The sequence below is a fragment of the Pontibacter sp. H249 genome, from assembly GCF_037892465.1.
Lineage (GTDB): Bacteria > Bacteroidota > Bacteroidia > Cytophagales > Hymenobacteraceae > Pontibacter.
In genome coordinates, this window is record NZ_JBBKTR010000002.1 from 294,569 (window position 1) to 314,518 (window position 19,950).

A 19,950-nucleotide genomic window follows, 5' to 3' on the forward strand; every position below is an offset into this window, starting at 1 on the left:
AAGTGTGTTCAGGCAAGTATAAACGTCTTTTTTTAGTCCTCCAATGGAGAGAAAACTACATAAAAAGTGTTGACTTTCTGAGAGAAGCGCAAATAGCTTTAGATTTTTAAGTAAAAAATGAAAAAAAACTGGTGGAAAATATTGGCTGTGGTACTGTTAGTTTTTACAGTAGTGGCCGGTATGTTATCTGAGGTTCCGCGATTGGCCATACTTAACGAGACCATCCGTAACCTATATTTTCACGTGCCAATGTGGTTTGGCATGATCCTTATCCTGCTTATTTCGGTTATTTACTCTATCAAGTACCTGCGCAACCCAACTATCAAAAATGATGTGATTGCTTACGAGTCTGCTAAGGTTGGTATACTTTTCGGTGTGCTGGGCATTGTTACCGGCATGGAGTGGGCCAAGTTTACCTGGGGCGAGTACTGGAGCAACGATCCGAAGCAGAATGGCGCAGCTGTTGGTCTGCTGATCTACTTTGCTTACCTGGTGCTGCGTAGCTCTTTTAATGAGCAGCAGCAACGGGCACGCATCAGCGCGGTATACAACATCTTTGCTTTTGCAGCGCTTATCCCGCTTTTATTTATACTTCCCAGGTTAACCGATTCGCTGCACCCTGGCAATGGAGGTAACCCGGGCTTTAATGCCTATGACCTGGACAGCCGCCTGCGCATGGTGTTCTACCCAGCTGTACTTGGCTGGACGCTACTGGGCATCTGGATCATCAATGTGAAATCAAGACTAGAATTAATCAGACAACGCTTATATGAAACTGTTTAGAATACTGGCTGTGTGGTGCTTCATCCTTTTCGCCGCAGCAGGTATACAACAAGCGCAGGCCCAGCAGCCTGAGATGAGAGATGTTGAGTTCTCATCGGCTCCGCCACAACAGGAAATAGAAATGGCCGATACGCTGCGCCAGGACGGGAAAATTTATGTAGTGGTAGTGGTCCTACTTACTGTTCTCGGTGGTATGATTGCTTACCTGGTTACGCTGGACCGCAAGGTATCGAGACTCGAAAAACAGATGCGCGACTAACAGCTACAGAAAGTATAAAATAAGCCATACACGATGGATTTTTATTTTCCTGTTGCGTGTTAGGCTACTAGAAAAAAGAATATCCATTTTCTTACATAGATGAAAAAGACACACATCATCGGGATTTTAGTAATCGCAGTAGCGATTGTTATCATCATGTCGTCGGTTGGCGATGCCAGCACCTATGTTTCTTTTGGCGAGGCCATTGAGCGCGCCGAAGACGGTGACATGACGAAAGTACACGTGGTGGGCCGCCTTAAGAAAGACCCACAAGGCCACATTGTTGGCATGAACTACGACCCGCTGGTTGACCCGAACTACTTTACCTTTATGCTGGTAGACACAAACCGCTATGAACAGAAGGTAGTGTATTTTAACCCAAAACCGCAGGACTTTGAACGCTCCGAGCAGGTAGTAATTACCGGCAACATGCAAAATAACGTGTTCGTGGCCGACAAAATCCTGTTGAAGTGTCCGTCAAAGTATACCGAAAACGAAGTACAGGCAAACACAGCAAGCCTTTAACACAGTTTAGGAGTTAGGGAGTTAAAGAATGATGATTCTTTAACTTTCCAACTTTCTAACTCCCAAACTCTCTAACTTTTTAACTTTCTAACTCATCAAGATGATTAATACGCTGATTGGGGATATAGGCCATGCGAGTGTGATTGTGGCTTTTGTAGCGGCTATCGTGTCCTCTTACGCTTATTTTATGGCATCACGTGCCAATGTTGTGGCTACCGGCGATAACAGCTGGCGCAACTTTGCACGCGGTGCTTTTTACGTACATGGTGCTGCCGTACTGGTAGTAATCTTTGCGCTGTTCAATATTATTTACGAGCACCGCTATGAGTACTACTATGCCTGGAGCCACTCTTCAAACCACCTGCCGGTACACTACATGATCTCCTGCTTCTGGGAAGGCCAGGAAGGCTCTTTCCTGCTGTGGATCTTTTGGCATGTGCTGCTTGGTTTTGTATTGATCAGAGCCGGAAAGAAAAACAAAGAGTGGGAAGCGCCGGTAATGGGTATTTTCTCTTTTGTGCAGCTGTTCCTTACCTCTATGATTTTAGGTGTAGTGATCGGCGACTTCAAACTGGGTTCTTCTCCATTTATACTAATGCGAGACTTCATGACAGATGCCCCTGTATTTGCCATGGACCCTAACTATGTGCCTAACGATGGTACTGGCCTAAACCCGCTGCTGCAGAACTACTGGATGGTAATTCACCCTCCTACCCTATTTTTGGGCTTTGCAGCAACCTTAGTGCCATTTGCCTTTGCAATGGCTGGCCTCTGGAAAGGCAACTTTACAGAGTGGATTAAACCTGCATTGCCTTGGGCGCATTTTGCTGCCGTATCATTGGGTATTGGTATCATGATGGGTGCTTACTGGGCTTATGAAACGCTTAACTTCGGTGGTTACTGGAACTGGGACCCTGTGGAAAATGCAGTATACATTCCATGGCTAGTATTAGTTGGCGCTATTCATACTATGATTGCTTACCGCCGCGGAAAGTCTGGTTTAAAGGCTTCATTTATACTTGTTATTGCCTCTTTTATACTTATACTTTACGCTACCTTCTTAACGCGTAGCGGTATATTGGGTAATGCATCGGTACACTCCTTTACAGACCTTGGTCTTTCGGGCCAGCTGTTTACGTACCTTGCTGCTTTTGCAGTGTTGGCTGTTGGCCTGCTGGTGTACAACTGGAAAAAGATCCCAACATCACAAAAAGAGCTTTCTACTTACAGCGGTGAGTTCTGGGTATTTATAGGTGCCATTGTGCTTTGCCTTGCTGCCTTCCAGGTATTGTTTACCACTTCTATCCCGGTTTATAACGCCTTCATGGGCTTCATCGGCATAGAGTCTAACGCTGCCTTACCAGCCGACCAAATTGCACATTATACCAAGTTCCAGCTTTGGGCCGGAGTGGCTATTGCTATACTTACTGGTGTTGGCCAGCTATTGTGGTGGCGTAAAAATGACAAAGGAGGTTTTGTAGAAGCCATCATGTTGCCGGGTATGCTTACCCTGCTATTCGCCAGCTTAGTCATTGTGCTTTCTAAGTTAGGTGTAGTTGGCAACGAGACAATCGATAACCCGATCTACATTATACTTTTGGTTACATCGCTGTTTGCTGTGTTTGCGAACATGAGCATCATCCTGAACCTACTGCATAAGAAGGTATCTTTATCGGGTGGTGCGGTGGCTCACATAGGAATAGCTCTGATGCTGCTCGGTATACTTTTCTCTTCGGGCTACTCGAACATCGTGTCACAGAACACTTCCGGCTTGGTTTACTCAAGAGAGTTCCCTGATGATATAAACCGAGACAATGTGCTGCTTTGGCGCAACACTCCAACAGAGATGGATAAGTATACAGTAAGCTATCATGGTCAGTTTAAAGAAGTAGAAGGCGTACCTGGTTATGTTAACCGAGAATTGCTTTTCCCGACTGCCGATGAATATAAAGTTATTGCCCGTGGCCGCATACAAGCAGGCGATAAAGTATACTTTGAAACAGGAGATACTCTAAACTTAGAGTCACCAGAGAATACATATTACGAAGTGCAGTATAAAGAACGTGAAGGCGATAAGACATTTACGCTTTATCCGCGTGCGCAAGTTAACCCGAACATGGGTCTGTTGGCCTCTCCGGATATCGAGCACTTTGTAGATAAAGACCTTTATACACACGTATCTTCTATTCCAGACCCGAACGAAGAGAAAGACTGGGGCGAATTAAAAGAGTATGAACTGGCTGCCGGCGATACGATTATCTTAAACGATTATGTAGCACAGTTTAACGGTGCTGAAGTTATAAAAACAGTACCAGGTGTTGCTTTAAAAGAAGGAGACATTGCTGTACAGGCTGATCTTAAGATTTTCGGTGAAAGAAAAACATATCATGCTCACCCTGTACTGATCTATAAAAATGGCATGGCAGGTTATTACCCTGAAGTAATTGAAGACCTTGGCCTACGACTTACCTTGATGAATGTAAGTCCTGAAAAAGGCAAATTTACGTTTGGCGTAAATGCTACACAGAAAGATTATGTCATTTTGAAGGCAATGGAGAAACCATTTGTAAATATACTTTGGATTGGTACTATTGTGATGTCTATTGGTTTTGTGATGGCGATTATGCGCCGCAACCAAGAAGGTGGCACTCCGAAAGCAGCTGCTAAAAAGCAGAAAGAGCCAAAGAAAGTACAGGCTGCTTAGAATAGCCTTTTAAATTATAGAAAGCCTTTGCCCAAGTGGCAAAGGCTTTTTGCTTTATTTGCCTATAGCACTTAACTTGGTTAAACCAAAGCAGAAGTAGTTAATGAAAGATGCCTAATTATTTAAAGAACTAAACGACAGCAAAAGGAGCATCTTTTAAACCTTGTTTGTATGAACATATTTATTGTGCCGTTATGGTATCCATCTAAACATTACCCTATTGTTGGCACTTTTATCAAAGAACAAGCTGTTGCCATTGCTAAACACGACCCAGACACAAACATAGGATTAAGTATATGGGGCCAGTATGAAGATGAGTATTTGCTTTGGGTTAAAGATCATGTCAGAAATTTTTCAAAACTGCTTTTTACAAAGCGAAACAGCAAACAAGTTAAACTAGCACCCAATTTAACAGAATACCATCATCCTACTTTCACCTGGACCAATACCTTTTTACAAGGCAACCTTAACCAAATAGTTAAAGCAAATTTAAATAATGCGAAAGCTTTTGAGTTGGAGTATGGTAAAATAGATCTTATTCATGCCCATCCGGGATATATTGCAGGTGCCATTGCGCTACAGCTTTCTCAAATACTGGGAGTTCCGTACATAATAACAGAGCATTTAGGTTTATTTCCGGGTCCTATAATGTCAGACAAGTCGGGTAATATTAAACGACGTTATAAGTTACCTTATCTCAAATCTCAGCTTAATATTACTGTAAGTCCACATTTAGATGACCTAATGCTACAGCAAGGCATTCCCAACAGAGTAATTGTACCTAACTTCTTAGATGAAGATCTTTTTACAGTTAAACCAGGCAACAGGCACAACGAAACTAATTTCACATTTCTGACTGTAGCCTGTATAAACCCTGAAAAAGGTGTTGATTTACTACTAAAGGCTATACAAATTGCTTCGAAGACACATAATAACATAAAGCTTAGAATAGCAGGCACAGGGCCTTACCTAGAAGAGTATAAAACATTGGCAAATACTCTTGGCATAAGCTCAATAACCACCTGGTTAGGAGAGATTTCCAGAACAGAAGTTGTGCAAGAGCTTCAGCATTGCAACGCTTTTGTACTACCAAGCCAGTTCGAATCTATGGGTATAGCTTACGTTGAAGCCTTAGCCTGCGGCAAACCTATAATAGCTACAAAATGCGGCGGCCCTGAATTTACTGTAAATGATAACAATGGAATCTTAGTTGAGCACCATACTCCTAAAGCTGTCGCAAATGCTATGTTACAGATTATTAGCTCTTATAGTAAGTATGATAAAAAAACCATCAGAGAAGACTTTATAAAGCGATTTTCCAAAGCGGCTATAATTCCAAAAATATTAGACCTATACTCCAAAGTAACTAGCAATGCCTGAAACGACAGTAGAATCAGTAAAATTAAAGATCGCTTTTGTAGGAGCTGGCAATGTGGCTTGGCACCTCTCACAGGCTCTAGCAACTGCCGGGCACCAGGTAATGGCGGTTTACAGCCGGAGTGCATTGTCCAGAACCGAATTGGCAAGTGCACTTCCAGAAGCAATAGCTGTATCATCATCAGACTTTACAGGCTTTGCAATCGATTTAGTTATAATTTCTGTACCTGATGCAGCACTTGCACAAGTTGCCAAAGAACTTAAAGTAACGCCTGGCACTGTTGTAGCTCATACTTCTGGGTCGCAGCCATTGGCTATACTTCACCAGATACCAGGTGCAAGACCAGCTGTCTTTTATCCGTTACAGACATTTTCTAAAACAAAGGCTGTAAATCTGCAGGAGGTACCCATACTATTAGAGGCAGAGCAGGAAGATGCACTACAACTTGTAGAAACATTGGCTAAAAGTATAAGTTCTAAAGTATACAAAGTAGACTCTGAACATCGCCGGCACCTACACCTGGCGGCAGTATTCGCTTGTAATTTCACGAACCATTTGCTCGGAATAAGTCAGAAACTACTGCAAGAGGCAAACCTGCCTGGCGAGCTGCTGCAGCCACTCATACACGAAACTGTTGCAAAAGCCATGCAGCAGCACCCCTTTAAGATACAAACAGGCCCCGCCATCCGCCACGACGAAAACGTTATTCAGGCGCATCTGCAAATGCTGCAGCAACACCCCCGCCTGCAAGAGCTTTACCAAAAACTTACAGAAAGTATACAGACTACCAAAGTATAACCTTTTACGCTAAGGGCTGTTAAACAGAATGGCCAATAAGCGCCGTATACTTTGATTCGGCTGGCGTGCTTTGTACCTTTGCACTTTAAACCGAGAATGCAGAAATGAAAGTAGTAAATATAACCTTTAAGTTTGCAGACGGCTCTCCAGACGAAGTACACCCTGCTGTAGAAGGTGAGTCGGTGCTGGATGTTGCTCTAAATAACGATATAAAGCTGCAGCATAACTGTGGTGGTGTATGTGGTTGCAGTACCTGCCATGTATACATAGAAGCCGGCATGGACGACCTGCCTGAAATCTCTGACAAAGAAGAAGATTACATTGACCGTGCTGTAGACCCACGTATAAACTCCAGGCTAGGATGCCAGTGTGTGGTTCAGGGCAACGAGGATATTGTAGTTACTATCCCTGAGCAGGACTTCCTGGGGCATTAAGCGAAATTATTGTTTAAAGTTAATTGCTTTTTGTTGTTGGCTTCCACTTTACCCCAATACTATCTAAAGCCATTTAACTATATAATTGTTAAATCATTTGTGTAATGAATAAGAACTACGAGCCGCCAATACATTGGAACGATTACGAAGATATCGCGATGGCGCTATACGAGAAATTTGGTGACGACTTTTCAGAGTCTAAAATATACCGTGTCCGCTTTACAGAGCTATTGGAATGGGTGCTCTCCCTACCAAACTTTGAAGGTAAGCGTGAAGAAGCAAACGAAGGCCACCTGGAGCAGATACAGGCTGCCTGGGTATATGAGTGGCGCGACAATCAGGATTAATTAACGCCTGCCCGTATCGTATATATCGTATAAATTATATACTTTTAAAGGTTCTTTCTAGTAAAGAACCTTTTTTATTTTATATACCTTATGCCAATCACTCAGACAGACCTTACACGCATCAGCACCTTTGTTTTTGATGTGGACGGAGTACTAACAGACGGCCTATTATATTGCTTTGCAGATGGGGAGCAGGTACGTGCCTTCAATATAAAAGACGGATTTGCCATTAAGCATGCCATTAGCCAAGGTTACAACGTAGCCATAATCTCCGGCAAAAATGAGCCCGGTGTTCGCGCCCGCCTGGAGCAGCTCAACATAGAGAATATTTTCTTAGGTATAGATGATAAAACAGATGTTTTTGAAGATTACTTATACACTCAAGGCATACATCCGGCAACTGTAGCTTACATGGGTGACGATATGCCTGATTTTGAAGTAATGCAGCGATGCGGTCTAAGAGCCTGCCCTGCTGATGCAGCAGATGATATAAGGGATATATCAACCTTTATCTCTACAAAAAATGGTGGTAAAGGCGCTGTAAGAGAATTGATTGAAACAATAATGAAAGCTCAAGATACTTGGTAATTAAACATTATTATTTTTTTACAAATTTTTATTAAATTAATTTTAATACACTATTGCATATATTAAATATAATAACTACATTTCGCTAGATTTAATTACAGTTATTTATTCATTTTTATGAAAACAGGAAAAGTAAAATTCTTTATCGAGTCAAAAGGTTTTGGTTTCATAACGGAAGATGATACCAACGAAGATTTCTTTGTTCATGTAACAGGCCTGAATGGTGTACAGATCCAACAGCACGACCGTGTTGAGTTTGACACACAAGAAGGTAAAAAAGGCATTAACGCTGTAAACGTAAAAAGAATCTAATCTTTATACTTTACCGTTGCAAAAAGCCCTTGTTAGCACAAGGGCTTTTTTTATGGTTTGTGTTTACGCTCAAGCAGCTTAACTTTACGCATTTACTTATAATCCCTTCGTGAAAACAATACTTCGCCTTATACGCTTTCCGAACCTAGTGCTTATCGTGCTTAGTCAGGCATTGGCGCAGGCTTGCTTACTGGCAGAGGGGGTACAATGGCGCAAAGCCCTGGAGCCGGGTTTTCTTTATCTAACTCTGTTCACTGTTCTTATTGCAGCGGCAGGCTACATCATCAACGATTATTATGATGTAAAAATAGATGCTATCAATAAACCAGACAGGCTATTGGTTGGCAGGAAGATCAGGCGCAGGAGGGCTATGATTGGGCACCTAATTCTCTCTTTTATTGGAGTGGCCGGCGGGTTTTGGCTTTCTGTACCTGTTGGTTTAATAAACTTGGGTGCAGTGTTGCTGTTATGGGGTTACTCGGCCAGGTTAAAGAAGATGCTGCTGATTGGAAATGTAGTTATTTCGCTTCTATCTGCCTCTATGCTGCTGGTAGTAGCTGTTTACGCCGACACGTTAAATAACATAACACTTGGCTATTCGCTATTTGCGTTGCTTATCTCCCTGATTCGTGAGATTATTAAAGACATGGAAGACGTAAAAGGAGATGCTTCTTTTGACTGCCGAACACTGCCCATTGTAGCTGGCCTTCGTAATACAAAGTTGGTGCTCTACCCACTCATCGCAGTGTTTCAGGCTTTTCTAATCATCGTTATACTTCACGCCAGAACTTCTCTCCTGCTCGACATTTATATGGTTATACTTGTGCTTGCCCCAAGTATATGGCTGTTGCTGAAGCTGATCCGTGCTGATCGTAAGCGAGACTTTACTTTCCTAAGTAACTTGAATAAGGTAATCATGCTAACCGGTATACTCTCGATGTTATTGGTAGGGTAAGGCTAATGTGGTACATAAGCTTAATAAAACAGAAAGCCCGGCAGTACACTACCGGGCTTTCTGCAAAGTATAAGTTAAGTGTTACTAGCGAACGACAACACGTTGTGTATTTACCCTTGTACCATCCTGAATTTTGATCACATAGGTACCTTTAGCTACTTTACTTAAGTCCAGTGATACAATGCCTTTTTGGTTGCTCATATCCATTACAGCACGGCCCAACATATCAACCACTTGTATACTTGCACTTCTGGCATTTACCAGGTCAACTTTAACAGCACCGGTAGTCAGGGTTGGATATACGGCAAACCCGCCATCCTCAAAGCCTTTTTTGATACTTGTTGGGGCAATCGACTCTACACTTTCGTTAGATGTAGCTACTACAGCACCATCAATAGCTACTAAATCTAAAGTATAAGCATAAGTACCGGCGGCATTAAATGTAACTCTAAAGCCAAGTCCGTTAATCTCACTCAATGCCATACCCTCTGCCGGGCCAATAAATGCCACACCTTCGGTATTTATAGCAATAGGCTGATACGCGCCTTGCTCATCTTGATACTCTAGAACAATATTGGCAGCCTGAGCCGGATTGCTTAGTCTCATGCGACCTTGTACCAAAGTTGCAGGGTCCTGATCGTTGGGTGTAACCGCTACAGTAAACGTAGTGGCAGCATCTCTTTCTACCTCTTTGCCATTAAGTGTTGTTGATACAGTAGCGCTCTCGAAAGGCACTGTTACGCTTTCTTCTGAGCTAGCTATTACTTGTGGGTCTCGGCCAGTTACTACACGAAGCAACTGCACGCTGTAAGCATAAGTACCAAAATCTGTAAGTGTTACAGCGAAGTTCTCGGTAGTGCTTGCAGTTACCTCAAAGCCATCTATATCCCCAAAGTATGCCTCACCGTTCGCATTAAAAGTAAGAGCTGTTCCGGCAGCAGTTTCTAAAACAAAGTTCTCTGCCTGCTCCGGATCATCCAAAACAAAGCGCAGGCGGTAGCGGGTGTCTGCTCCCCAGTTTCCTTTATCGAAAGTAACAGTAAATGCTCTCTTGATATTCGGGTCTAGCTCCTGCTCATCTAATGTGCTTGATATAATTGCGTTACCCTCCACTACAGTAACTGTTTCGTCTGAGAAGCCAAGAATATTATTCCCCTTTAATACCTGCACAGCGTACTCGTAAGTGCCTGACTCAGAAAAGTTGATTCGGAACAGCCTGCTTGCATCTTGCAGTGGGAAACCTTCTTCAGGGCCGAAAACAAGTATACCATCTTCTCCTATCGTTAGAGCCTCGAATTCTGTTCCCAACTCAATGTTGGTTGCATACTCCAGGGTAAAGTTGTTACGGTCTGCAGGGTTTTTAAGCACAAGTCTTGTAGTTACAATTTCGCTTTCTCTGTCGTTGGCAGCTAAGAACACCCGGAACAGAACATCAGCCCCAGTCGCGATAACATCTTGCTGGCTGATATTATCAAGTGTGGTGTTGATAGTGGGCTCCATAAAAGTTACCGTCACAGTTCCGGACACATCATCGAGCAGCGCATTAGCTCCTGCTGCATCTCTCAGCTCAATAGTATAAGGGAAGCTACCAACCACAGCAAAGTCTATAGTATAATCCAACGATAGGTTATTTGCAAAGGCCCCTGAGTAGAGCTCTGCTTCTCCGTTGGCGTTAACAGTGATAGCCTCGCCCGCCTCATTCTCCAGCTCGATCTGGCTTGCCTGTATAGCTGCATTTTCTCCGGTAAGCTTAAAAATAACTCTTACGTTCTCCGCTGTTGCATCATTTTTTGTAGCCTCTATTGTAAAGTCGGTTCCGTTATGGGCCTTAGCCGTAGCTGCAAGTGTAGTGGTAATGACTGCCGGAGTGGTTTGCGCCATAGCACTGCTTACTGTACCAATTAAGGCCAGTAATGCAATTACAAAAAAGGGTAGATTTTTTTTCATCGATCAGTAAATTAGATTAACGGATAATTACAAGCACATCAGTGGGTATTTTAAGATTAGTTATTTAAGCTAAAAGAAGAAAAGCGTAGTAAAGTATGCTATAAAAAGCCTGACCAGTTAGAGTTTTGAAGTATGAGCAATTCACTTAAACATACTCCTTAGACCAAAAGGCTAAAACATAGCAAGAAGCCTCAGGACAAATCCAAAGGCTTCTTGCCAGTAAGTAAAAAGGAATTATCGAACTATAAAGCGGCTGCCGGCAACGTCGTTGCCTTTGATGATCTTTACGAAGTAGGTGCCTTTTGCCATGCCGTCGGTGCTTAAATCTACGATACCAGTAGCATTCTCACGCTGCATAACCACACGACCCAGCATATCGGTAACAGCAATTTTTGCATTACGCACATTGCCTAAGTCTACTCTTACAGTACTATTAGTCAGTGTTGGGTAAACGCTGATGCGTGTATTGCCAATCATATCATCAATACCGGCTACATTTGTAACAGTAACGGTTTCATCTACGAAGGCAAGTCTATTGCCATCAACGCGCTGGAATCGCAGAGTATATGCATATGAGCCTGCCACTCCGAAAGTGACTCTCATAAGCTGTCGTATACCATCTTCTGTTAGTGCCTCGCCATCCTCAGGACCAATGGTAGCAATGCCTGCCTCACTAAATTCTAGTGGTTGGAAGTTTACTTCTTCAGGTGTGGTAGCCGCTCTGTTTGTATTATAAAGCAAGGTAATGTTGTCCCTCTGCGCCGGGTTTGCCAGCACAATCTGGATATTTCCTCTCACACCCTCAAACTGGTTTGTAGTTACATAAATCTCCCAAGCAACGGGTTGGTTCACAAGAATATCTCCTTGTCTGTCTACTTCATCGAGTGTGCCATCTATTGTAGGGAACTGCGTAGGCACTGTAACTGTGACAGTACCTGATGTGGTGGCAAGCGTTTGTGGCGCGGCGCCGACAGTTACCATGTCTATCTTATAGGAGTACGCAGTTGCTTCGTCGAACAATATTCTAAAGCTATGGGTAGTGGCAGCAGAAGAAAAGGCAAAACCAGCTTCAGGACCGAATGTTGCAACGCCATTTTCATCAATTGCTAGTGTTGTGTATTCCTCCCCACCCGGAGCTTTATAAAGTAGCACTATGTCACCAGCTGCAAATGGATCAAAGTCTAAACGGCCTCTTACCAATTGATCACTGCCTCCTTGTGTGGTTACTGTAAACTCCTCTGTTATACCTACTCTTACATTAGTTAATGTGCCGAGTGATGTAGTTACTGTCTGTGCAAAGCTGTAGCTCTGCACAATAACTGCTACTAACAAAGCTATACCTAATCGTAAAATTGTTTTCATTATTACAGGTTTTTCAGTTTATATTTTATTTATAGATTATGTACAATCATTTAAAAGGACTTATGCCTTTATTATACTTATCGTACAATACTGCATTTTGTAAAAAAAGATGTGATATTTGTACTAAAAGATTTATAAACATCTCTGTATCAAGATATATGATTTCAATTATTCCGTGCCTAACGTATCAAATGCCCCTATTTACCTCTAATTCAGGCGAATAACTTTATATTAATAACACGAGATACACTATATTTAAAGGTGATATGATGCAGCAACAGAAAAATTTGAAGAAGAAAGCACAGGACTTGTTACTAAAGTATAGCCTGCGCAAAACAAGTTGCAGGATTAGCGTTTTAACCCTGCTAATGGAGCATACCTATGCCCTTGCACACGCCGACCTGGAAAAGCATCTTGGCACAGACTACGACAGGGTTACACTTTACCGCACGTTACATGCTTTTAAGGAGCAGGGCCTGGTACATAGTATAACCGACCTTAATGGCACTATAAAATATGCCCTCTGCCGTGAGGCCTGCAGTATGCTAAAGCACCAACACGACCATGTGCATTTTAGCTGCACCCAATGCGGGCAAACATATTGCTTAGATGAAGTACAACTTGAACCTGTTAATCTACCCGAGGGCTATCTGGCAAATGAAGTGCAGTTCTCAATTCAAGGCATTTGCAGGTTATGTAATCTTTAGCGCTTGTCATTGGTGCTTTAGATTTATTTAGCTACATTAAGCGTGTGCTATCAACAATTGTGGTATAGCTAAAGTATAAATCAGCATTAACAAGCACACTTTTATGGCAACCACGGATTCATCAGCAGCTGCATTCCGGAAACTTGTAAAATCTCCACTTCAGTTCAGGCTCTTTATGCTGGCTAAGCTACCTATGGCTTATCTGGCGGGTCTGCGTATCATAGCTGTTTCTGTTGATGGTGCTGCTGTTACCATTCCCTATAAGTACATCAACAAGAACCCATTCAACTCTATCTATTTTGCTTGCCTAAGTATGGCTGCCGAGCTCTCAACTGGCGTGTTGTGCATGATGCACGTTTACAAATCTACACCAGCCGTATCGATGCTGGTAACGCACATGGAAGCTGATTTCACTAAAAAAGCAGTAGGCCTGATAACCTTTACCTGCAGCGATGGCCAGCAAATTAATGAAGCGATCAAACACACAAAAGCAACCGGAGAGGGCGTAACGGTAGTAGCCACCAGTACAGGCGTGGACGAGGCCGGTGATAAAGTAGCCGAGTTTCGGTTTACTTGGTCGTTGAAGGCGAAGACAAATTAAATTGTCAAGAGATACTCATTTATACTTTATCAAAAGTATAGCTTTACTTTGCTTCCTTTAACGCACCTTTTGTTTCGCCAAGGGTTCTACCCCATTTAGCGATAGCATCTAGCACTGGTTCTAACGATTTTCCAAACTCGGTCAACGAATATTCTACCCGCAGCGGCACTTCCGGGTATACTTCCCTTTTTACGAGCCCGTCTTTCTCCAGGGCCTTTAGCTGCAGGCTCAGCATTTTTTCGGTAATGTCCGGTATCTGCTTTTTCAACTCGCCAAAACGTAGCGTCTTATTCTTCAGATACCATAGCACTACTGTTTTCCACTTTCCACCGATATAATCCATCGTTACATCCATGGCACAATGGTAGGTTTTATCGCCTATCTCAAAAACATATTCTTTATCCTGTATGATCATTTTGAAAAAACTTAAATAAAGTTGATACTGTCAGGTTTGACAGTTATTGCAAAGATAACCAACTATACTTAAGTTTGCTACTGTAATTTATATAGCAACTATAAAACACCTACTTATGAAGAATATAGCAGTACTTGGAACAGGCATGGTAGGCAATGCCATCGGCACCAAACTGATTCAGTTAGGTTATAACGTTATGATGGGCAGCAGAAGCGCCACTAACGAAAAAGCACTTGCCTGGGAGGAAGCCAACGGTGCAAACGCCTCGGCAGGCACTTTCGAAGACGCCGCGAAGTTTGGTGAGTTAATCTTTAACTGCACGAAAGGAGAAATCACGCTGGAAGTTTTTAAAATGGCCGGCACGGAGAACTTCAAAGGCAAAACCATCATCGACATCAGCAACCCGCTTGATTTCTCGCAAGGCATGCCGCCATCACTTATACCTGCGTATTCAAACACCAACTCGTTGGGCGAAGAAATTCAGAAGCTGTTGCCAGAGGCCAACGTGGTTAAAACACTTAACATTGTAAACTGCGAGGTGATGGTGGATGCAAAGAAAAGCGGCGGCGACCCGACCATGTTCATAAGCGGCAACAGCGCCGAAGCTAAAGCAGAAGTAAAAGAAATACTACAACAGTTTAACTGGACAGACATTATTGACTTGGGTGACATCACCACAGCGCGCGGCACCGAAATGATGCTGCCTATCTGGATAAGAACCTGGATGGCCACAGGCAACGGATACTTTGCCTTTAAGATAGTGCAGTAACCCTTGTCAGAAAACGATACAAAACCTGCGGAAGTAACTTTCGCAGGTTTTAGTGTTTAAAAAGAAATCATACTTTATATCATCCGGAAAGTATAAATATGAAAACAAAGAGTAGCCTGAAAATGAAAAACCTCGCTAATAAACCGGAAAACCGGCCAGAAGAACTCACCGCCGCTTTTTACGCTGAGCTGGAAAAGCACCTGGCCGAACTGGAAGCCGGAAAAGCTGAAAGCACCTTTAAAATAAACGACCTGGCTGAACTGCTGCACGTGCACCCAACACATTTGAGCAACACCCTGAAAACAGTAACCGGACTCTCGCCCTGCGATATTTATGAAAACAAGCTGATGGATATTGCCCGAAGACTGCTGACCGAAACCACCAAACCAGTAGCAGAAATTGCGCGCCAGCTTACCTACGACCCATCTAATTTCTCGAAGTTCTTCAAACATTTCCAGGGGCAGACACCGAAGCAATTCCGGGAAACCTATTCAGCAGAAAGCATAAAACCAGGTCCGGAAAAAAACTGAAGTTCTCACCATAGTATAGACCCAACAGCCACCGAAATTTGCAACGTAAACTTTTAAGTAATTTGAAATGGGACAAACTCAGAAAATAGCCTTGATAACTGGCGGCAGCCGCGGATTAGGAAAAAATGCAGCGTTAAAGTTAGCACAGCAGGGCACTGGCATCATACTTACTTACCTTACCCGGCAGGACGAAGCCAATAAAGTAGTGGCAGAAATTGAAGCCATGGGACAAAAAGCTGTAGCGTTGCAGCTGGACGTGGCAGATGTGAAGTCTTTTGACAACTTTATAGCACGAATCACAAAGGCACTACAGGGTAACTGGGGAACAGACAAATTTGATTTTCTGGTTAACAATGCAGGTATAGGCGCTACTATTCCGATTGCAGATGCCACCGAGGAAGCCTTTGATAACCTAATGAACGTGCACTTTAAAGGTGTATACTTTCTTACCCAAAAAGCTTTGCCGCTGCTAAACGACGGTGGCCGCATTATTAACCTGTCTACAGGTACTACCAGGTTCTGCGTACCCGGCTACTCCATGTATGCCTCTATGAAAGGAGCCATTGAAACATTTACCAAATACCTGGCAAAAGAACTGGGCCCAAGAGGAATTACAGCAAATGTGCTAGCCCCTGGCGCTATCGAAACCGACTTTAACAATGCCGCCATCCGCAACAATCCGCAGGTAAAAGGTTTCCTGGCATCGCAAACAGCTTTGGGCAGAGTCGGCGAAGCAGAAGACATCGGCGGTATTATCGCTTTCCTATGTTCTGAAGATGCCCGCTGGATAAACGCGCAACGAATAGAGGCATCGGGTGGAATGTTCCTGTAACAGCTTATTCATACATTTATACTTTCACTTACTGGCAACTAAATCCAAACCCGCTATATTTGCAGCTTCAATAGCAGCTTATACTTTTGGAACGACCAGATAAGAAGAATATAGTCATTTTCGCTTCGGGATCGGGGAGCAATGCGCAGCGCCTGCTCGAGCATTTTGAGCACCACCCACAAATACGTGTGGCCGCCCTGTTCTCCAACAACCCGAAAGCGTATGCCCTAAAAAGAGCCGAGACTTATCACGTCCCGGCTCTTTTGTTTTCAAGGGATGAGTTTTACAACTCCGGCAAGGTGCTGGAGCAGGTAAAAGCTTTTAACCCAGACCTGATCGTGCTGGCAGGCTTTCTGTGGCTGGTACCGCAAAATTTACTGCACGCCTTCCCTAACAAGATCATCAACATACACCCTGCGCTTCTGCCAAAGTATGGTGGCAAAGGCATGCATGGCATCAATGTGCATACAGCAGTAGTGCAGGCCGGCGAAGAGCAATCAGGCATAAGCATACACTATGTTAACGAAGAGTACGACAAAGGCGAGTTTATACTTCAGGAGTATTGCCCTGTGCACCCTGAGGATACCCCTGAAGAGTTGGCGGCGCGTGTGCTCCAGCTGGAACACAGACACCTGCCGCTGGTAGTAGAGCAACTGCTACTTGAGAAAGACGAACTATAGAAATCAAAAATCAACCCATACCCATGCAACCAGTTCAAATTAAATCAGCGCTTATTTCGGTTTACTACAAAGACCGCCTGGAGCCATTAGTAGAGCTCCTGAAACAGCACAACGTAACCATTTACTCTACAGGCGGCACGCAGGCTTTCCTGGAGGAGCAAGGTGCCGAGGTAGTAGCCGTAGAAGACCTGACCGCTTACCCATCTATTTTCGGAGGCCGTGTTAAAACGCTTCACCCAAAAGTATTTGGTGGCATCCTGCACCGCCGCGACAACGACAGCGACCTTGCTGAGCGTGAAAAGTATGAAATACCTGCAATAGACTTAGTAGTGGTAGATCTTTACCCATTCGAGGAGACTGTAGCATCCGGCGCATCAGAGGCAGATATTATCGAGAAGATCGACATTGGGGGTATTTCCTTGATCCGTGCCGCTGCCAAAAACTTCAAAGATGTGCTGATTGTGTCGTCGAGAGAGCAGTATGATGAGGTGGTAAACCTGCTACAGGAGAAGAACGGGTCAACTGACTTGGAAGACCGCAAGCGTTTCGCTGCCAAGGCATTCGATGTTTCGTCGCACTACGACACTCATATCTTCAACTACCTGAACGCTGGCAACGAGGAGCAGCCGTTTAAGCAAAGTATACGTGAGGCCACTCCGCTGCGCTATGGCGAAAACCCGCACCAGAAAGGCACTTTCTACGGTAAGCTGGATGAGCTCTTTGAGCAGCTGAACGGCAAGCAATTGTCTTACAACAACCTGGTAGATGTGGACGCTGCCGTTGCCCTTGCCACTGAGTTTGAAGAGCCAGTTGTAGCTATCTTAAAGCACACCAACGCCTGCGGTTGCGCTACCGGCGAAAGTATAAAAGAAGCTTACCTTGCTGCCCTTTCTTCTGATCCTGTGTCTGCTTTTGGAGGTGTGATCATTGCCAACAGAAGTATAGATATGGCTGCTGCAGAGGAACTAAACAAGCTTTTCTTTGAGGTATTGATTGCTCCTGCTTTTGATGCTGATGCTTTGGAACTATTGAAGACTAAGAAGAACCGCATCCTGTTAAAACAGAACAATGTTGAAATGCCCAAGAAGCAGTTCAAGACCTTGCTGAATGGTGTAATTGAGCAGGATAAAGACCTAGCAACCGAAACGGAAGCCGATTTTAAAACTGCCACTAAGCGTGAACCAACTGCCGAAGAGAAAAAGGCACTGGTGTTTGCAGCCAAAGTTTGCAAGCACACCAAATCCAACACTATAGTTCTGGCCACAGACAAGATGATGTTCTCCAGCGGTGTTGGCCAGACGTCCAGAGTAGACGCTCTGCGTCAGGCCATCGAAAAAGCCAACAGCTTCGGATTTGACCTAACTAAAACAGTAATGGCTTCTGATGCTTTCTTCCCCTTCCCGGACTGTGTGGAGATTGCCGACAAAGCAGGTATAAAAGCGGTGGTACAGCCAGGTGGCTCCATCAAAGACCAAGATTCAATTGACTACTGCGATGCCCACAACATGGCGATGGTGATGACAGGAGTTCGCCACTTTAAGCACTAGTAATTTTATACTTTTAGTTTCAACAAAAATCCCCGGCTATACTTCAGCTGGGGATTTTTGTTTTTATCCCTTAACCTCTGATGCGAAGAACCAGTACTGCTGTTGCTTCAGACAAAGTATAACCTAAATTATAAATTCACCTCCCTTTCACTTTCCAAAGAAGCCGCATCAGTTACAAATCTAAATACACTCTCTTAGCTGCATGCGTCTTTTTATTTATTTTCAGATTATCAAATAGCACTCAATTTTAAATAAAACTTGCCGTTATAAGCCTGATTAACAGCAGCAGATGCTTTTTTATAGATTAAATTCATAAAAAGCAACACCTACTACAGTAGTACATTATTAATTCTGTTGAAAATCACTAATTTTGCGGCGGGTTTATCCCCGATATTTATAGTATATTTGAAATATAACAAGGGCAACCGCACGCCCGCATCTATATAAAATGGGACTTTTCAATTTTCTTACAAGTGATATAGCGATTGATTTGGGTACGGCCAATACCCTGATCATTCACAACGATAAAATTGTAGTAGACGAGCCTTCGATTATTGCAGTCGACCGCACAACAGGCAGAGTACTTGCCATTGGTCGTAATGCAATGCAAATGCACGAAAAAACCCACGAAAACATCAAAACCATTCGTCCGCTGAAAGATGGTGTGATTGCCGACTTCCACGCAGCTGAAGAGATGATTCGTGGCATGATCAAGATGATTGATACAGGCCGCCGTTTGTTCCAGCCTTCGCACCGCATGGTAATTTGTATTCCGTCTGGTATTACAGAAGTGGAGAAACGTGCCGTACGTGACTCTGCACAGCATGCCGGAGCCAAGGAAGTATGGATGATCCAGGAGCCGATGGCAGCTGCTATAGGTATAGGTATTGATGTGGAGCAACCTATTGGCTCTATGATCGTGGATATCGGGGGTGGTACAACAGAGATTGCTGTTATAGCCCTTTCTGGTATCGTGTGCGACCAATCTATCCGTGTGGCCGGTGATGTGTTCACTAAAGACATCCTGGATTACATGCGCCGCCAGCACAACCTGCTGATTGGAGAGCGTTCTGCCGAAAAAATCAAAATAGAAGTCGGTGCTGCCCTTACTGACATAGAAAACCCGCCAGCCGACTACGAGATACGTGGCCGTGACCTGATGACGGGCATTCCAAAGGTCATTAAGGTAACATACCAAGAGATCGCTATTGCCTTGGACAAATCAGTTTCTAAAATTGAGGAAGCGGTTCTGAAGGCCCTTGAAATTGCCCCTCCAGAACTTTCTGCCGACATTTACGACAACGGTATTCACCTGACAGGAGGCGGTGCGATGCTGCGTGGCTTTGACAAGCGTCTGGCTGCCAAAACAAAACTGCCTATCCACATTGCTGAAGACCCATTAAGAGCGGTAGTACGTGGTACAGGTGCAGCAATTAAAAATATCGAAGGTTTTAAAAACGTCCTGCTAACATAAAAG

The 19,950-nt window shown here is 43.7% G+C and carries 22 protein-coding genes; 19 read left to right on the forward strand and 3 right to left on the reverse strand.

The genetic code is table 11. From position 1 onward, the window contains the following. The first annotated feature begins 117 nt into the window (after nt 1–117). From ccsA (WG943_RS03645) to WG943_RS03695, 11 genes are all read left to right on the forward strand, one after another. The gene (gene ccsA / locus WG943_RS03645; RefSeq protein WP_340406803.1) at nt 118–783 is read left to right on the forward strand and encodes a cytochrome c biogenesis protein CcsA; all 666 of its coding nucleotides are present in this window, start codon (nt 118–120) and stop codon (nt 781–783) included. Continuing rightward, entirely contained in the window at nt 770–1,042 is a 273-nt protein-coding gene (locus WG943_RS03650) for a CcmD family protein (RefSeq protein WP_340406804.1), read from the forward strand. Before ccsA (WG943_RS03645) ends, WG943_RS03650 begins: the two co-directional genes overlap by 14 nt. Before the next feature lie 99 nt (nt 1,043–1,141). Beyond that, nucleotides 1,142–1,567 carry a cytochrome c maturation protein CcmE domain-containing protein gene (locus tag WG943_RS03655; protein WP_340406805.1) on the forward strand — a complete coding sequence of 142 codons (426 nt, stop codon included), beginning with the start codon at nt 1,142–1,144 and terminating at the stop codon, nt 1,565–1,567. Nucleotides 1,568–1,667: 100 nt separating this feature from the next. After that, nucleotides 1,668–4,271, forward strand: coding sequence for a cytochrome c biogenesis protein CcsA (gene ccsA, locus WG943_RS03660; protein ID WP_340406806.1), 2,604 nt, complete (start codon nt 1,668–1,670; stop codon nt 4,269–4,271). Between the two features lie 171 nt (nt 4,272–4,442). Further along, on the forward strand, nt 4,443–5,651 hold the full coding sequence (locus WG943_RS03665) for a glycosyltransferase (RefSeq protein WP_340406807.1): 1,209 nt from the start codon (nt 4,443–4,445) through the stop codon (nt 5,649–5,651). Then, nucleotides 5,644–6,447, forward strand: coding sequence for a Rossmann-like and DUF2520 domain-containing protein (locus WG943_RS03670; RefSeq protein WP_340406808.1), 804 nt, complete (start codon nt 5,644–5,646; stop codon nt 6,445–6,447). Before WG943_RS03665 ends, WG943_RS03670 begins: the two co-directional genes overlap by 8 nt. Nucleotides 6,448–6,551: 104 nt before the next feature. After that, complete coding sequence (locus tag WG943_RS03675) at nt 6,552–6,881, forward strand: 2Fe-2S iron-sulfur cluster-binding protein (RefSeq protein ID WP_340406809.1); 330 nt, start codon at nt 6,552–6,554, stop codon at nt 6,879–6,881. Between the two features lie 104 nt (nt 6,882–6,985). Then, nucleotides 6,986–7,228, forward strand: coding sequence for a Fe-S cluster assembly protein IscX (gene iscX / locus WG943_RS03680; RefSeq protein ID WP_340406810.1), 243 nt, complete (start codon nt 6,986–6,988; stop codon nt 7,226–7,228). Nucleotides 7,229–7,318: 90 nt separating this feature from the next. Then, nucleotides 7,319–7,816, forward strand: a complete 498-nt coding sequence (locus WG943_RS03685) for a KdsC family phosphatase (RefSeq protein WP_340406811.1) — start codon at nt 7,319–7,321, stop codon at nt 7,814–7,816. Between the two features lie 117 nt (nt 7,817–7,933). Then, entirely contained in the window at nt 7,934–8,128 is a 195-nt protein-coding gene (locus WG943_RS03690; RefSeq protein WP_340406812.1) for a cold-shock protein, read from the forward strand. Nucleotides 8,129–8,237: 109 nt separating this feature from the next. Then, on the forward strand, nt 8,238–9,083 hold the full coding sequence (locus WG943_RS03695) for a geranylgeranylglycerol-phosphate geranylgeranyltransferase (protein ID WP_340406813.1): 846 nt from the start codon (nt 8,238–8,240) through the stop codon (nt 9,081–9,083). Between the two features lie 84 nt (nt 9,084–9,167). Here WG943_RS03695 and WG943_RS03700 read toward each other — a convergent pair whose 3' ends face one another. Continuing rightward, nucleotides 9,168–11,030, reverse strand: a complete 1,863-nt coding sequence (locus WG943_RS03700) for a T9SS type A sorting domain-containing protein (RefSeq protein ID WP_340406814.1) — start codon at nt 11,028–11,030, stop codon at nt 9,168–9,170. Between the two features lie 234 nt (nt 11,031–11,264). Beyond that, the gene (locus tag WG943_RS03705; protein ID WP_340406815.1) at nt 11,265–12,392 is read right to left on the reverse strand and encodes a T9SS type A sorting domain-containing protein; all 1,128 of its coding nucleotides are present in this window, start codon (nt 12,390–12,392) and stop codon (nt 11,265–11,267) included. Between the two features lie 287 nt (nt 12,393–12,679). On the opposite strand from WG943_RS03705, the gene WG943_RS03710 reads away from it, so the two are divergent. Both WG943_RS03710 and WG943_RS03715 read left to right on the forward strand, forming a co-directional pair. After that, on the forward strand, nt 12,680–13,099 hold the full coding sequence (locus WG943_RS03710; RefSeq protein ID WP_340406816.1) for a Fur family transcriptional regulator: 420 nt from the start codon (nt 12,680–12,682) through the stop codon (nt 13,097–13,099). Nucleotides 13,100–13,202: 103 nt separating this feature from the next. Then, nucleotides 13,203–13,700, forward strand: coding sequence for a PaaI family thioesterase (locus tag WG943_RS03715; RefSeq protein WP_340406817.1), 498 nt, complete (start codon nt 13,203–13,205; stop codon nt 13,698–13,700). A gap of 43 nt (nt 13,701–13,743) precedes the next feature. Here the strand turns inward: WG943_RS03715 and WG943_RS03720 are convergent, their stop codons facing one another. Beyond that, a complete protein-coding gene (locus tag WG943_RS03720; RefSeq protein ID WP_340406818.1) occupies nt 13,744–14,115 on the reverse strand; it encodes a winged helix-turn-helix transcriptional regulator in 372 nt (123 codons plus the stop codon). A gap of 115 nt (nt 14,116–14,230) precedes the next feature. Between WG943_RS03720 and WG943_RS03725 the strand changes: the two genes are divergently transcribed. The 6 genes from WG943_RS03725 (at nt 14,231) to WG943_RS03750 (ending at nt 19,947) form a co-directional block, all read left to right on the forward strand. Further along, the gene (locus WG943_RS03725) at nt 14,231–14,884 is read left to right on the forward strand and encodes an NADPH-dependent F420 reductase (protein ID WP_340406819.1); all 654 of its coding nucleotides are present in this window, start codon (nt 14,231–14,233) and stop codon (nt 14,882–14,884) included. A 98-nt stretch (nt 14,885–14,982) separates the two neighbouring features. Continuing rightward, nucleotides 14,983–15,414, forward strand: a complete 432-nt coding sequence (locus WG943_RS03730) for a helix-turn-helix domain-containing protein (protein WP_340406820.1) — start codon at nt 14,983–14,985, stop codon at nt 15,412–15,414. 67 nt (nt 15,415–15,481) lie between these two features. Further along, nucleotides 15,482–16,246: an SDR family NAD(P)-dependent oxidoreductase gene (locus WG943_RS03735; protein WP_340406821.1), complete on the forward strand. Its 765-nt coding sequence runs from the start codon at nt 15,482–15,484 to the stop codon at nt 16,244–16,246. A gap of 86 nt (nt 16,247–16,332) precedes the next feature. Next, on the forward strand, nt 16,333–16,926 hold the full coding sequence (gene purN / locus WG943_RS03740) for a phosphoribosylglycinamide formyltransferase (protein WP_340406822.1): 594 nt from the start codon (nt 16,333–16,335) through the stop codon (nt 16,924–16,926). A 23-nt stretch (nt 16,927–16,949) separates the two neighbouring features. Beyond that, nucleotides 16,950–18,473, forward strand: coding sequence for a bifunctional phosphoribosylaminoimidazolecarboxamide formyltransferase/IMP cyclohydrolase (gene purH, locus WG943_RS03745; protein WP_340406823.1), 1,524 nt, complete (start codon nt 16,950–16,952; stop codon nt 18,471–18,473). A 448-nt stretch (nt 18,474–18,921) separates the two neighbouring features. Then, nucleotides 18,922–19,947: a rod shape-determining protein gene (locus tag WG943_RS03750; protein ID WP_340406824.1), complete on the forward strand. Its 1,026-nt coding sequence runs from the start codon at nt 18,922–18,924 to the stop codon at nt 19,945–19,947. Nucleotides 19,948–19,950: the final 3 nt, after the last annotated feature.